Here is a 13,417-nt window from a genome sequence, read left to right on the forward strand (position 1 = left end):
CGATTGACCCTATCAAGCGCTCCATGCCGTTTCGGGTATTCGTCGCATCGACGCGACAGGTTGCCTACCGGTTGACACCGTATGGGCCCGGAATAGCATGAAAACAGGGCCCAGTTCAGAGCTCACACCCATAGAAAACTCAACGCAATCCAAGGAGATTGTCATGGCCGACAACGTCGTGACGCGCCTGGAAGTCAAGTCTCTCGACTTTCCCGACGACCGCCGCACTCCAGACAAGACCACCATCGACGTCAACACCCTCGGCGACTACTCGATCGGACGCCTCACCTTCCAGCCCGGCTGGAGCTGGTCAGAATGCATCAAGCCCGTCGTCGGCACCGATCTTTGCGAAGTGAACCACGTCGGCTACTGCATCGCCGGCGAAATCGAAGTTCAGACCGAAGACGGCACCCGCGTGCTGATCACCGCCGGCGACACGTACACGATCCCGCCCCGGCATGATGCCCATGTCGTGGGAGACAAGCCGTTCGTCACCCTCGAACTTGTCGGCGCTCCGAACTACGCGATGCCCAACGCCGCTCATCTGCAGAGGCCGCGACTGAGGTAGCGCGAACAGCGCAAGCGACACAGCTGGGGCACCTTTACCGCACCGCTGCCGGACAGCGCGGGATGCTGTCGTCGCTTGGCGCCAGCCCGCCGTTTTCACGGCGTTCAGCCGCGCGCCCGTAAGATTGAGCGTGTGACTCCTGCTGAACTCTCCCAAGCCCTGTTCGACCTCGTCAACGCGCTCGTTGAGCGACGACGCCAGGCTGGGAATGAGATCGCAGACCTCGGCCTCACCGTCGCCGACGTCACGCTCGAACGCCCGCGCAATCGCGACCACGGCGACTGGGCCTCCAGCATCTCGATGAAGATCGCCAAGCCGCTCGGCACGAACCCGCGCGAGGTCGCCACCGAGCTCGGCGCCGGCCTCGAAGCCGTTGATGGCGTCGCATCCGTTGAGATCGCCGGCCCCGGCTTCATCAACATCCGTCTCGAAGCCGCCGCCGCCGGCGCGCTTGCGAAGACCATCGTCGAAGCCGGAAGCGTATACGGCAACGGGCATATGTATGACGGCATCAAGATCAACCTCGAGTTCGTCTCGGCGAACCCCACCGGCCCGATCCACATGGGCGGTGTGCGCTGGGCCGCCGTGGGCGACAGCCTCGCCCGCGTGCTGCAGGCTGAGGGCGCGGATGTCACGCGCGAGTACTACTTCAACGATCACGGTTCGCAGATCGACCGCTTCGCTCGCAGCGTTCTCGCCGCCTACCTCGGCGAGCCCACCCCCGAAGACGGCTACGGCGGAGCGTACATCGCCGACATCGCCGACAAGGTCGTCGAGCTGTACGACGGAGACATCGCTGCGCTGCCGCGCGTAGAGCAGCAGGAGATCTTCCGCTCGGTCGGCGTCGACCTCATGTTCACCGAGATCAAAGAGAAGCTGCACAGCTTCGGCGTCGACTTCGATGTCTTCTTCCACGAAGACTCCCTGCACGAGTCCGGTGCGGTCGAACGCGCCATCGAGCGCCTGCGCGAACAGGGCCACATCTTCGAAGAAGACGGCGCCATCTGGCTGCGCACCACCACCTTCGGAGACGACCGCGACCGCGTCATCATCCGCTCGAACGGCGAGCCCGCCTACATCTCCGGCGACATCGGCTACTACCTCAACAAGCGTGAGCGTGGTTTCGACCAGAACCTGATCATGCTCGGCGCCGACCACCACGGCTACGTCGGCCGCATGATGGCCATGGCCGAGGCGTTCGGTGACACCCCGGGCGTCAACCTGCAGATTCTGATCGGCCAGATGGTCAACCTGCTGCGCGACGGCGAGCCCGTGCGCATGTCGAAGCGCGCCGGAACCATCGTCACCCTCGACGACCTCGTCGACGCCGTCGGTGTGGATGCCGGCCGCTATGCCCTGGTGCGCTCGAGCAGCGACTCGCAGCTCGACATCGACCTCGACCTGCTCGGCAAGCACACCAACGAGAACCCCGTCTTCTACGTGCAGTACGCCCACGCACGCACCTGCTCCGTTGCCCGCAACGCGCACGGCTCCGGTGTCGACCGCTCGGTCTTCGCCCCCGAACTGCTCGTGCACGACAGCGAGTCGGCTCTGCTCGGCGTGCTGCAGGAATTCCCGCGCGTGGTGGCCCAGGCTGCCGAACTGCGCGAACCGCACCGCATCGCCCGCTACATCGAAGAGGTCGCCGGCTACTACCACCGCTGGTACGACAACTGCCGCGTCATTCCGCTCGGCGAGGAGCCCGTCACCGACGTGCACCGCACCCGCCTCTGGCTGAACGACGCCACCGGTCAGGTCATCCGCAACGGCCTGGGCTTGCTCGGCGTCTCCGCTCCCGAAAAGATGTAGTCATGGCCGTCACCGTGAGTCGCCGCATCCGTGTTCTGGTCATCGTGGCGCTCTCGGTGCTCGCGCTCGTGGCGGTGTATTTCATCGCCGACGCCATCGCCCGCACCGTCGCCCAGAACCGGGTGGAGCAGGAGATCACCAGCAACCTGCCCGAGGGTGTGACCGGCGATGTCAACGTGACGATCGGCGGATTCTCGGTGATCGCCCAGTTCTTGGCCGGGGACTTCGACCGTGTGCAGCTCACCTCCTCGAACCTCTCGGTCAACGGGGCGACGGCCGTCGTCGATGTCGTGGCGACGGATGTTCCCACCAACACCGCAAAACAGATCGGCTCGGTCACCGGCGCGATCGATCTCGACCAGAAGTCGCTGAACATCCTGCTCAGCAAGGCGGTCGACGTGCCGGATGCGACCCTGGAGTTGCGTCAGGGCGATGTCAGCTACGCCGGGTCGATCGAGGTGCTCGGCATGCCGATCGGCTACACGGCGACAGCGATTCCGCAGGCGGCCGGCGACACGCTCTACCTGACTCCGACCTCGGCGGAGCTGACCAGTGCGCTCGGTTCGCTCGACGTGAGCGGCGTCATCAACCTGATTCTCGGGCAGAAGCCGGTGGCGATCTGCGTCGCCGAATACCTGCCGAAGGGTGTGGAACTGACCGGCGTCGACGTGACGCCCGAGCGCCTGCGGATCACGCTGGCCTCAAACACGCTGTCGCTCTCGCCGGATACCCTGAGCACGTTGGGGAGTTGCTCGGCGGGCTAGTTATTCGGCCGGCCAGTCGCTCGGCCGGTTGGCTGTTCGCAGCAGCGTCAGTTGTATTTCGTGATCGTCAGTGCGGCGGGCGTCCAGCGCACCTCCGCGCCGGTATCGGTCAGCATGCTCAATCCCGACTTGATGAAGACTGCTTCGCTCCTGCAGGTCGCTGCTTCTCTGCCCTGAACCGGATACGCCACCGAGAGGCAATAGCCTCCGGTGAAACTCCGCGCGATCCAGACGTTCCAGGCCACTGCGCCCGGGGACTGCAAGACCAGCCGGGACGACGCCGGGTCCATGAAGTCGTTCGGAGTCGGGAGCATGTCTTCGGACGTCTGCTGAGCGGCGAACCAGGTTTCGGCATTGTGAATGCCGGTTGCCAACTCGGCGACGGACAGAGCGGGCTGCGCCGACGGGTGTTCCGACGGGTGTGCCGACGGATCCGACGCCGGGTGCGCTGCCGGGTGCGCTGATGCCGATGGGCTCCCGTGATTCGTGCCGGCCAGGGCAGCCCCGCCAATTGCCCCGATCGCGACCAGGCCGATGGCGGCCAGCGTGATCAGCCCGCGATGCGAGGCCGTGGGCCGGGGAGGGGGAGCGACGGGCCTGAACGGTGAATCGGTCGAAGCCTCGCTCTCGCGGCCAGCAGCGCCAACGTTGCCGGCAGTGCCAGCAGTGCCAACAGCGCCGGCAACGTTGGCGTCTTCGATAGAACGGATGGCTGCAGCCTCGGCCGCCTGCAGCTGCTGAAGCGCCTCGTCGGCGCGTTGCTGTTCGGCGGGGGAGTCAACACGTCCGAATGCGAGGCGTTGGAGGTATGCGCGGTGCTCCGGGTCGTCGGCCGTCATGTCGTGAGCGTAGCCGGTCAGAAGTCAACGGGCAGGGCAATCGGAGAAAAGGGGCAACCCCTGCTCCGTTGGTCGAGGAGCGAGCGCCAGCGAGTGTCTCGAGACCTCGTGATCCGATATTCAAACGCAACTTGAGTCAAGGATTGGCTCGCGAGATCTCGAGACGCGGCCTCCTGCGTCGGCTGCTCCTCGATCAACGAAGTGGTCATTTGTCTAATAGACGCGGCCTCCTTCGTCGGCTGCTCCTCGATCAACGACATGGCCATGCCTCAGAGACGCATGCTCGCAGGCGCGCTCCTCGACCAACGAGGCGCACAGAGAGCGCCCCTACCGCGTGCGGGTGGCGGCCAGTTCCGCACCGTTCCAGCTCACGTTCACCCCGGTGCTAGTCGCCATGGACATTCCTGACGAAAGGAAACTGTCGGTGCTCCCGCAGGTGGACTCCGCAATCCCGCTCTCGGGGTGAAAAACCATCAGGCAGAACCCCTCCTCGCGAGTATTGCGTCCAATCCAGACTCCCCAGCCGTCCACGCCGGGGGCCTGAAAGACAAGCCGGGATGTCGTCGGATCAATCATCTCGATCGGCATGGGAAGAATGTCCTCCAGAGTCTGTTCGGTCGTGAACCAGCGCTCCGCCGCTTTGACATCGCCCACGGCCAGCACCGAGGGGAGCAAAGGTTGCGACGCGGCCGCCTCCAACGGAGTTCTCTCGTCGACATTCGTCGGAGTATCCGATGCGGTCCCCGGCGGGGCCTCGGCGGCGCTGCCACCGGCGGCGACCCCACCGGCGGCGACCCCACCGACGGCGAGCCCGACGAGGGCGCCAACGGTGATCAGTCCGATCGCCACGACCGGCAACACCCAGCGTGGCAGCGCAGAGAGCGGGCGGTCGAGCACGGATGCTGTGCGGGCAGCGCTGTTGACGTCGAATTCGTCGCGTGATTCGAGTGATTCGAGTGATTCGGGTGAGTCCGCGTGTGCGCCGTGCCGGGTGGCGTCCGTACCCCTGCCCGTTCTGGTCGCACCTGTTGCTGACCCGGTGTCGCGGATGCCGGTGGACTCAGTTTGCTGCAGCTGCCGAAGCGCCTCCAAAGCGCGCTGCTGCTCAGCGGGGGAGTCGGTGCGGCCAAACGCAATGCGTTGCAGCTGTGCGCGGTGCTTCTGGTCGTCGGCCGTCATGTCGTGAGCGTATCGGGTCAGCCGTCGCACCCGACTTCGGCACGAGTAAGGGGGCGCGTTTTCGCTTCTGAACTTGAGAGTCAAATGAGCCTGAAGTTCAGAAGCGAAAATGCCCAACCCCGTGGCAGCTCTATCGTGCCCGTGGCAGCTCTATCGTGCCCGTGGCAGCTCTGTCGTGCCCGTCGGTCGAGCCTGTCGAGACCCCGCGAGCCGAGCTCTCACCGTATTGCCGTATTGTCGCCCGCCGCCGCCACCGTTGTGGCGGCTCACCGATTCACGCCGGCACCGGCCGCTCGCGGCACACGGCGAGTCGCCGATTCGGCCAGCAATGCCAGAATGCGTTGCGCACCCGCGTCCACGGTCGTCGCCCGCCGGGTCACGACCGTGTCATAGCGAAAGACCGGATCGGTCAGTGAATGCAGCGTCACACCCTGCGGAAGGTGCCCAACGGTGAGTTCTGGAACAAGTGCGACGCCGGCGCCCGCCGCAACAAGCGCGAGAATCACCGAAAAATCGGTGGCCTCTGCAACGACCCGCGGGGTGAACCCGGCCAGACCGCAGGCACGCTGCACCATCTCGTAGCACGACCAGTTGCGGTGCGGAACGATCCAGTCGGCGGTCGCATATCCCGCCAGCTCGACCGGCGGGCTTACGTCCATGACCGGCAGTGAGGAGGCGAACCACACGGCCTCGGTCGCAAGAGGAGTCGCCACCAGGCTCGGAGACATCGTGGAGGGCAGATTCGAATAGGAGTGGGACAACGCAATATCGACCTCACCCGCCGCGAGGGCCGCGAGGGAATCCTCCGGTTCCATCTCGATGAGCTCAAGCCGCACCCCCAGCTCCGGGGTCTCCCGCACGCGAGCCCAGGTGTCGGCCACGATCGAGCGCGCGATCGACGGGAAAGCCGCCAGACGATAGGTGCCCGCCGAGCCCTCGCGGAGGGCGCTGACCTCCATTTCGGCCAGCGAGAGCATCTCCACGAGTGAGTGCCCGTGCTGGGCCAAGAGCCGCCCGGCTGGCGTGAGGGTGAGGCGTCTTCCGCTGCGTTCGATGAGCGGCAGGCCCACCTCGCGTTCGAGCGTGGCGAGCTGCATCGACACTCCAGGCGCGGTCAAGTGCAGGGCGCGGGCGACGGCGGCGACCGTGCCGAGATGGTCAAGTTCGGCGAGCATGCGCAGTTTTCGAATGTCCAACACATCAACCATATTTACGCCGCTGATCAGAAAAAGTAAATAGACCTAGTGGTGTTCGTCGGCAAAGCTGAAGCTATGCGATCTCCTCGAGCACTCCTCTCCGGCCTGGGCGTCGTCGTGCTCTGGGCGAGTGCGTTCCCGGCGATTCGGGTAGCAGCCCCCGAACTCGGCGTGGCCGGCCTCTCCCTCGCCCGGTTGGTGATCGCCGCTCTGCTGCTTCTGGTGCTCGCCCCGATTCTCAAAGTGCGCATCCCGGCCCGGCGCGACCTTCCGCTGATTCTCGCCTGCGCATTCTTCGGCATGGCTGCTTACCAGGTGCTGCTGAACTGGGGCGAACTCGACGTTCCGGCCGGCACCGCCAGCATCATCGTGGCCGCGGCCCCCCTCGTGAGCGTTGCCATCGCAGCCGGGCTGCTGGGCGAGCGGCTTACCGGCCTCAAGATCATCGGCAGCGCCGTGGCTCTCGCGGGTGTCGCCCTGGTCTCCCTGACCCGCTCGGGTTTCACCGCGTCATCCGCCCTCTGGATCGTGATTGCCGCCATGGTCGTGCAGGGCATCTATCACCCGCTCACCAAGCCGCTGCTCAAGAAGTACTCTGGCCTCGAGGTCGCTACCTATTGCATGGTGGGGGGCGCCGTCATGCTGCTGCCGACCGTGCCGTTCGCCTGGGCCGATCTCGGTCAGGCCAGCCCGGCCGCCTGGTGGGCCGCCGGCTACCTTGCGGCACTCCCGTCGGCGCTCGGCTTCGTGCTCTGGGGCTACGCTGTGGCGCGGATGTCGATGGCCACGTCGACCTCGCTGCTCTACCTGGTTCCGCCGGTCGCGGTGCTGATCTCGTTCCTCTGGTTGGGGGAGGTACCCTACCCGGGCGAGCTCGTCGGTGGAGCCGTGGTGATCGTGGGGGTGGTGACAGTGGTGCTCGGCGACCGACTGCGTGCTCGGTGGTCGGGGCATCCGTTGGCCGAGCCGCCTCCGGTGGTCGAGCGTGTCGAGACCCGGTCACGAGATCTCGACACGCTCGATCAACGATCGAGCTAGCCCTTGACCGCGCCCGCGGTCAGACCCTGCACGATGTACCGGCTGGCGAAGGCGAAGAGCAGCATCGTTGGAATGATCGTCAGCACTGCGGCCGCCGACATCGAACCCCAGTCAATGTTGAAGCTCGAGATGAAGCCGTTCAACGCGGTCGGGATTGTCTTGTTTGAATCCCGGTTCATCAGCGTGACCGACAGAAACAGCTCGTTCCAGCAGTTCACGAAGTTGAAGATGAACGCCGCCACGATGCCCGGCTTCATCACCGGAACGATGACCTTGAACAGGGCTCCGAACCGGGACAGGCCGTCGATCATCGCCGCTTCTTCGAGCGCATCGGGCACATTGGCGAAGAAGCCACGCAACATGATCGTCGAGAACGGAATGCAGACGGCGATGTAGATGAGCATCAGGCCCATCTTGTTGTCGACCAGACCCAGGTTCACCATCATCAGATAGAGCGGCCCGAGAGCGATGAACGCGGGAATCATCTGGGTGACCAGGAACGCCATCATCAGCACACCCTTGCTGCGAAACTCGAAGCGGGCCAGCACATACGCCGAGAGCATCGAGATCAGGGTGGCCAGGGTTGCCGCGACGGTGGCGACGAGCAGGCTGTTGCCGATGTAGGTGCCGAACTGGGCCTTCTCGAACAGGCCGATGTAGTTCTCGAACGAGAACACCTCAGGCCAGTAGGTGAGCGGGTAGCTGAAGATCGCGCCGGGCGTTTTGAACGAGGTGATGATGATCCAGTAGAGCGGGAAGATCGTGATGACCAACCAGAGCCCCAGGAACAACACCCGAACGATGCGGGCCGGCAGTGTTTCTCGATCGATCACGATGTAACCGCCTTCTTCTCGCGAATGGCCATCAAGTAGAAGGCAGAGAACACAATCAGGATCGCGACGATGATCAGGCCGATCGCCGAGGCCTGGCCGTAGTCGCCGCGCTGCGTGGTTTGAATCATCCAGGTCGTCACAATGTGCGTCTGGTTCGCCGGGCCTCCGCCGGTCATCGCCCAGATGATGTCGGGAAAGTTGAAGATCCAAATCACACGCAGCAGGATCGTCAAGGCGAGCGTCATCCGAATGTAGGGAATCGTGATCTCGAACAGCGTGCGCGCCTTACCGGCGCCGTCGAGGGCCGCGGCTTCGAAGAGCTCATCGGGCACCGACTGCAGCGCGGCCAGAATCATGATCGCGAAGAAGGTCACGCCGTACCAGACGTTGGCGATCGTGACAGCGATCATCGCCGTCGTCGGATCGGCCAGCCAGGGGATCGGCGTGTCGATCAGGCCAGCCTTCTGAAGCAGGTCGTTGACGACACCGAATTCGCTGTTGAACATCCAGCGAAACAGGATGCCGATGAGAAAGCCAGAGATCGCCCACGGAAAGAAGATGAGGGCCTGGTAGAGGCCGCGGAAGCGAAACTTGCGGCGCAACCACAGGGCGATCGCGAACCCGATCACCAACTGCGGAATGATCGAGCCGACGACCCAGACCAACGTGTTGCGCAGCACCGTATAGAACACGGGGTCGGCGAAGATCGTCTGAAAGTTCTTCAGGCCGACAAAAGAGGTGTCGGTGAGGTTGGCGAAGTTCCAGTTGCGAAACGCCATCTGGCTGCCCGAGAGCATCGGGTAGTAGATGAACACCGCGACGAACAGAATGGCCGGCGCCATGAAGCCCAGAATTGTCAGGCCCTTGCGCATGGTGAATGAGCGTTTGCGACTGGAACGGATGCCGGAGGGCGGCCCCGCCGGAGCGCCCGCACGAGGCGGACGCTCCAGGGTCTCAGTGAGTGTACGAGTCATGGGGAGTGTGGCCTAGGAGTTCTTCCACTTGTCGGTCCAGTAGCTGTCCCAGCTCTCGAGCAGCTGTTCCTGTGTCATCTGGCCGATCAGCACCTGCTGCAGTTCGGAGTCAGACTTCTGAATCCATTCCGTCCACCAGGCGGAATCCCGGGGCTGCACCGCTGTGATGTAGGTGTCGGGGTTCTCGTTCATCGTGACGTAACTGGCCCAGGCGCCGGTCTTGTAGAAATCGGTGTCGGCGGCATCCTTCAGGATCGGCACGAGGCTGTTCCCCTGCGCGAAGGTCGTCGCGGCGTCGCCTTCGGAGAGGAAGGAGATCAGCTTGGCGGCTTCGGCCTTGTGCTCGCTCGACTCGGCCGTGCCCCAGCCTGCGGTGGCCATGGGCTGGATCGCCTTGCCGGTCGGGCCGGTGAGCAGGGGAGCGGTGTTCCACTGCTCTGCGGTGACCGCGGTGGACTGACTGATCGAGGCGATGACCTCGGGGTCCTGCAGCAGGAAGGCGGTCGAGCCGTTCGAGAACGCCTCCACCATTTCGGGGTAACCCCAGGCGACCGACGAGGGCGGGGACGCCTGCTCGAAGATATCGAAGTAGGTCTTCAACGCATCCCGAGCCTCGGGAGCCGAGAAGATCGTCTTGCCGTTGGTCAGCTTGAACGCGTTGTCCTCGTCGATCTGGTCGGCCACGTAGGCCTCGATGGCAACGACGACGTTCGAGTTTCCGTTTGTGCCGCCCCGGAACGCGTAGCCGAACTTGTTCTTGTCGGGATCCTGAATGGCCGTGGCCTGATCGAGCAGGTCATCCCAGCTGGCCGGCGGGGCGCTGAACCCCGCTTCCTTCACCAGGTCTGATCGGTAGAAGAGGCTGAGGCCGTAGAAGCCGTACGGCACGTAATAGGTTTTGCCGTCAGCGGTCTTCGCGTACTTCGCCGCGTTGTCGGTCAAGTTCTCCCAACCCGACCAATCGGCGAGCTCGGTCGACATGTCGGAGAGCCAGCCGTTGGTGACGAACGGACCGACCGTGATGTCGCGCACCTCCAGCACGTCGATGCCGCTGCCGGCCTGCAGCATCTGCTGAATCTTCTGGTCGGCCTGATCGGTGGGCGGCGAAACGAGCTCAACGTTGATGTCAGGGTTCTTCTCTTCGAACTCGGCGATGAGTCCCTTCAGAAGATCGGTGCGCGCCGGGCTTGTCAGGCTTTCGACCATCTGTAGCGTGACCGTTCCGTCGTCGGCTTGGGCGGAGCATCCGCTCAAGGCGAGCGCCGCGACGAGACCGAGACCGAGACCGACGAATGACTTCTTGAGAGTCACAGTTTTCCTCTTTTCATGGTGATGGTGTGATGAAGCGATGGTGGTGCAGGGAACGTGAGTGAAACGGGTCAAGCTCGGGCGCGCGATGCCTCGCGCGCCCACTCGCCCAGCGCAGGAACACAGCGCTTGGCGAAGTAGTCGAAGTCGGCCGACGTGTTGTACACGTGGGTCGACAGTCGGTAGTAGCCGATGCCCTCGAAGCTGGTGAAGGCGCCCTCGACGCCCAACTCGGCAACAACCCGGTCGCGCAGGGCGTCGGCGTCGGCATGGGTTTCGGCCAGGCCGACCGGCAAACGCACCAGGCGCAACGCATTGACCGGCATTCCGACGTCGACGTGGTGGTCGTCGCCGGTGATCGCGCCGAACGCGGCAGCGATGGTGTGTTCGGCGTAGTCGGCCAGCTCGGTCAGGTAGCTGCGCGCGGTATCCCAGCCCCAGGTGTCCTCGATGAAGTCGAGTGAGGTGGGGGTGGCCAAATAGCTGGTGAGGTCGAGGGTTCCCTGGGTGTCGAAGCGGTCGGGAAACGGATGCGGGGCGCCCCAGGAATCGATCAACGGGTAGAGCTCGTCGGCGAGGGGCCCCTGGGCGACAAGTGCCGACGTGCCGCGGGGGGCGCAGCCGAACTTGTGGAGGTTACCGATCCAGAAGTCGCAGTCGAGCCCCTCGAGCGGACGCTCGTAGAGTCCGGGAACGTGGGCGCCGTCGACCAAAGTCGGGATTCCGCGGAGCCGGGCTTCGGCGGCGATCGACTGAACCGGAAGCAGCCGGGCGGTAGGTGACGTGATCTGGTCGATCACGATCAGCCCCGTCGCTTCGGTGACTTCGGCCATGATCGCGTCGTGCGCTTCGGCGGCCGTGGCGTTCAGTGGAACGTGGGCGGTGCGCACGACGCCGTTCCAACGCCGGGCCAGCCGTTCGGCGCCCATCGTGACGGCGCCATAGCCGTGGTCGGTGACCACGATCTCCACGCCGTCGCGCACCGGCAGGGAGGTGAAGACGACGCTGGCCCCGCCGCTCGCGTTCGGAACGAGTGCGGTGCTGCCGGGGTCGACACCGAGAAAGTCGGCGATCGCCAGGCGGGCTTCCCTCACCCGGGCCGGCAGCGCCGGAAACCACGCGACGGGCGCCGCATCCATCTCGGCGCGCAGCGCATTCTGATGCAGCTGAGCCACCAGGGGCACTGCGCCAAACGAGCCGTGGTTGATGTGCACGGAGTCGGAGTCCAACGTCCAGGCGGCGGCGGCGGGCCGGCCGTCCGGCAGCGAGAGGGCGAGAGGAGCAGTGGCTCGGATGGTGCTCATATGCTGGCGGTTTTCCTGTCTGATCACGAGGGAAGGTACGTACGACTCTCGCAGAGAGATCAGATGACTTCGATTACATCTTTGTTACAAGGTCGTAAACAGTGAGCCTAGAGGGCAAATGCCGAAAAGTCATCTAACAACTTTGTTGATGTGGTCTCCCGCGGCGAATATGCTGGAACCACAGAAAGAACCAGTCGGCATCCGCCGCACCGCTACCATGTGGCTTGCGGGTGCCGCTCTGCGGGCGGCAGCGACGAGATCACGAGTGAGGGGAACCGGATGTCTGCTGTCGACGACGCATTCCATGGCTTGCGGCAGATGATTTCTTCTGGGCGTCTCGTCGCCGAGCAGAAATTTCCACCGGAATCCGAACTGTGCGATGAACTCGGTGTCTCTCGCGGGTCGTTGCGTGAGGCGGTGCGGATGCTGTCGGCACTGGGTGTGATCGAGTCGCGACATGGGTCGGGCACCTACGTCTCCCAGCTCCGCGCCGAGGACATCATCGGGTCGCTTTCTCTCACGGTCGGGCTGCTTCCGCTGTCGGGGCTGCTCGACATGTACGAGCTCCGCCGCGTTTTGGAAGCCCACGCCGCGGCGCAGGCGGCGGCGCGCATCACCGACGAAGCCGAAGCTGAGATGCTCGGTCTCATCGCGCAGATGGAGGCCACCGATGACACCGATCTGGCTTCGTCCTGCGACGCCCGGTTTCATGAGGCGATCGCCCACGCGGGAGGCAACCCCACCCTGATGGCATTGCTGGGCGTGTTTCGGTCACGATCGCGGGCCTACCAAGTGTTCGAGTTGCCGAACGGTGCCGAACTCAAACGCATCAGCGACCTCGGCCACCGGGCGATCGCCGACGCGATAGTCGCGCGCGATCCGGCCGCGGCATCGGCGGCGGCTGCGGCGCACGTCGCGCAGACCGATGCCTGGCTGCGGCTCTATCAGCCCCCGCTCTCCGAGAAGTAGCGCGCCCGTCAGTGCGCCCGTGAGGTGCCAACTTCTGCTAGTCCGAATGCCTCGCAACTAGCAAAAGCCGGCACCTCACGGGAGACGACGGAAGACCGCCGAAGAAAACTTTGCCGACCGTGTCGATTGCAGCCGGTGCCGTTCGACGTCAGAGTATGAGGTAAAACTGCCTCTCCACGAAAAGCACGACGAACAAAGGGAAAGTGATCCGTCATGAAATTCATGCTGCTGCTCAAGGCCGATGAAAACACCGAATCGGCAGCGACTCCGACTGACGAAGACCTGAACGCGATGGGGCGCTACAACGAAGAACTCATCGCGGACGGTGTGCTGCTGGCCGGCGAGGGGCTGCACGGCAGCGCCTCAGGAGCCCGAATCGAGTTCTCCGACGACGACCGCACGGTCATCGACGGCCCGTTCACCGAGACCAAGGAGCTCATCGCCGGGTTTTGGATCATCCAGGCCGCCTCCCGCGACGAGGCAATCGAGCGGGCGAAGCGGGTTCCGCTCAAGACCGGCGAGATCGAGGTGCGCCAGGTGTTCGACGTGTCAGAGTTCGACCAGGACAACGAGTTCGTGAAGAAAGAGGTCGAGTGGCGCGAAGAACACGGGGAGTCCCGCACCGCCTGATCGATC

At 64.4% G+C, this 13,417-nt stretch carries 13 protein-coding genes; 6 read left to right on the forward strand and 7 right to left on the reverse strand.

The features are described from left to right. Positions 1 to 163: 163 nt before the first annotated feature. From ABD791_RS19385 to ABD791_RS19395, 3 genes are all read left to right on the forward strand, one after another. Entirely contained in the window at positions 164 to 568 is a 405-nt protein-coding gene (locus ABD791_RS19385; protein WP_345069526.1) for a cupin domain-containing protein, read from the forward strand. 132 nt (positions 569 to 700) lie between these two features. Further along, positions 701 to 2,377 carry an arginine--tRNA ligase gene (argS, locus tag ABD791_RS19390; RefSeq protein ID WP_345069527.1) on the forward strand — a complete coding sequence of 559 codons (1,677 nt, stop codon included), beginning with the start codon at positions 701 to 703 and terminating at the stop codon, positions 2,375 to 2,377. A gap of 2 nt (positions 2,378 to 2,379) precedes the next feature. Then, the gene (locus ABD791_RS19395) at positions 2,380 to 3,141 is read left to right on the forward strand and encodes an LmeA family phospholipid-binding protein (RefSeq protein WP_345069528.1); all 762 of its coding nucleotides are present in this window, start codon (positions 2,380 to 2,382) and stop codon (positions 3,139 to 3,141) included. A 47-nt stretch (positions 3,142 to 3,188) separates the two neighbouring features. Here ABD791_RS19395 and ABD791_RS19400 read toward each other — a convergent pair whose 3' ends face one another. The 3 genes from ABD791_RS19400 to ABD791_RS19410 form a co-directional block, all read right to left on the reverse strand. Then, the gene (locus tag ABD791_RS19400; RefSeq protein WP_345069529.1) at positions 3,189 to 3,980 is read right to left on the reverse strand and encodes a hypothetical protein; all 792 of its coding nucleotides are present in this window, start codon (positions 3,978 to 3,980) and stop codon (positions 3,189 to 3,191) included. Between the two features lie 327 nt (positions 3,981 to 4,307). Further along, entirely contained in the window at positions 4,308 to 5,159 is an 852-nt protein-coding gene (locus ABD791_RS19405; RefSeq protein WP_345069530.1) for a hypothetical protein, read from the reverse strand. 266 nt (positions 5,160 to 5,425) lie between these two features. Beyond that, positions 5,426 to 6,358, reverse strand: a complete 933-nt coding sequence (locus ABD791_RS19410; RefSeq protein WP_345069531.1) for a LysR family transcriptional regulator — start codon at positions 6,356 to 6,358, stop codon at positions 5,426 to 5,428. A gap of 72 nt (positions 6,359 to 6,430) precedes the next feature. On the opposite strand from ABD791_RS19410, the gene ABD791_RS19415 reads away from it, so the two are divergent. Next, positions 6,431 to 7,393 (forward strand): DMT family transporter, encoded by a 963-nt coding sequence (locus ABD791_RS19415; RefSeq protein WP_345069532.1) that lies wholly within the window; start codon positions 6,431 to 6,433, stop codon positions 7,391 to 7,393. Here ABD791_RS19415 and ABD791_RS19420 read toward each other — a convergent pair. The 4 genes from ABD791_RS19420 to ABD791_RS19435 form a co-directional block, all read right to left on the reverse strand. After that, positions 7,390 to 8,226 carry a carbohydrate ABC transporter permease gene (locus ABD791_RS19420; protein ID WP_345069533.1) on the reverse strand — a complete coding sequence of 279 codons (837 nt, stop codon included), beginning with the start codon at positions 8,224 to 8,226 and terminating at the stop codon, positions 7,390 to 7,392. The two genes, ABD791_RS19415 and ABD791_RS19420, sit on opposite strands and share 4 nt — an antisense overlap. Next, positions 8,223 to 9,200: a carbohydrate ABC transporter permease gene (locus ABD791_RS19425; RefSeq protein ID WP_345069534.1), complete on the reverse strand. Its 978-nt coding sequence runs from the start codon at positions 9,198 to 9,200 to the stop codon at positions 8,223 to 8,225. The genes ABD791_RS19420 and ABD791_RS19425 overlap by 4 nt, the downstream gene beginning before the upstream one ends. Positions 9,201 to 9,212: 12 nt before the next feature. Then, positions 9,213 to 10,511 carry an ABC transporter substrate-binding protein gene (locus ABD791_RS19430; RefSeq protein ID WP_345069535.1) on the reverse strand — a complete coding sequence of 433 codons (1,299 nt, stop codon included), beginning with the start codon at positions 10,509 to 10,511 and terminating at the stop codon, positions 9,213 to 9,215. A gap of 68 nt (positions 10,512 to 10,579) precedes the next feature. Beyond that, positions 10,580 to 11,812: an aminotransferase class V-fold PLP-dependent enzyme gene (locus ABD791_RS19435; RefSeq protein ID WP_345069536.1), complete on the reverse strand. Its 1,233-nt coding sequence runs from the start codon at positions 11,810 to 11,812 to the stop codon at positions 10,580 to 10,582. A gap of 279 nt (positions 11,813 to 12,091) precedes the next feature. Here ABD791_RS19435 and ABD791_RS19440 point away from each other — a divergent pair, with 279 nt between their 5' ends. Both ABD791_RS19440 and ABD791_RS19445 read left to right on the forward strand, forming a co-directional pair. After that, entirely contained in the window at positions 12,092 to 12,781 is a 690-nt protein-coding gene (locus ABD791_RS19440) for a FadR/GntR family transcriptional regulator (protein ID WP_345069537.1), read from the forward strand. Between the two features lie 213 nt (positions 12,782 to 12,994). Further along, positions 12,995 to 13,411 carry a YciI family protein gene (locus ABD791_RS19445; RefSeq protein ID WP_345069539.1) on the forward strand — a complete coding sequence of 139 codons (417 nt, stop codon included), beginning with the start codon at positions 12,995 to 12,997 and terminating at the stop codon, positions 13,409 to 13,411. Positions 13,412 to 13,417: the final 6 nt, after the last annotated feature.

It is taken from the genome of Glaciibacter kafniensis (assembly GCF_039538945.1).
Classification (GTDB): domain Bacteria; phylum Actinomycetota; class Actinomycetes; order Actinomycetales; family Microbacteriaceae; genus Cryobacterium; species Cryobacterium kafniensis.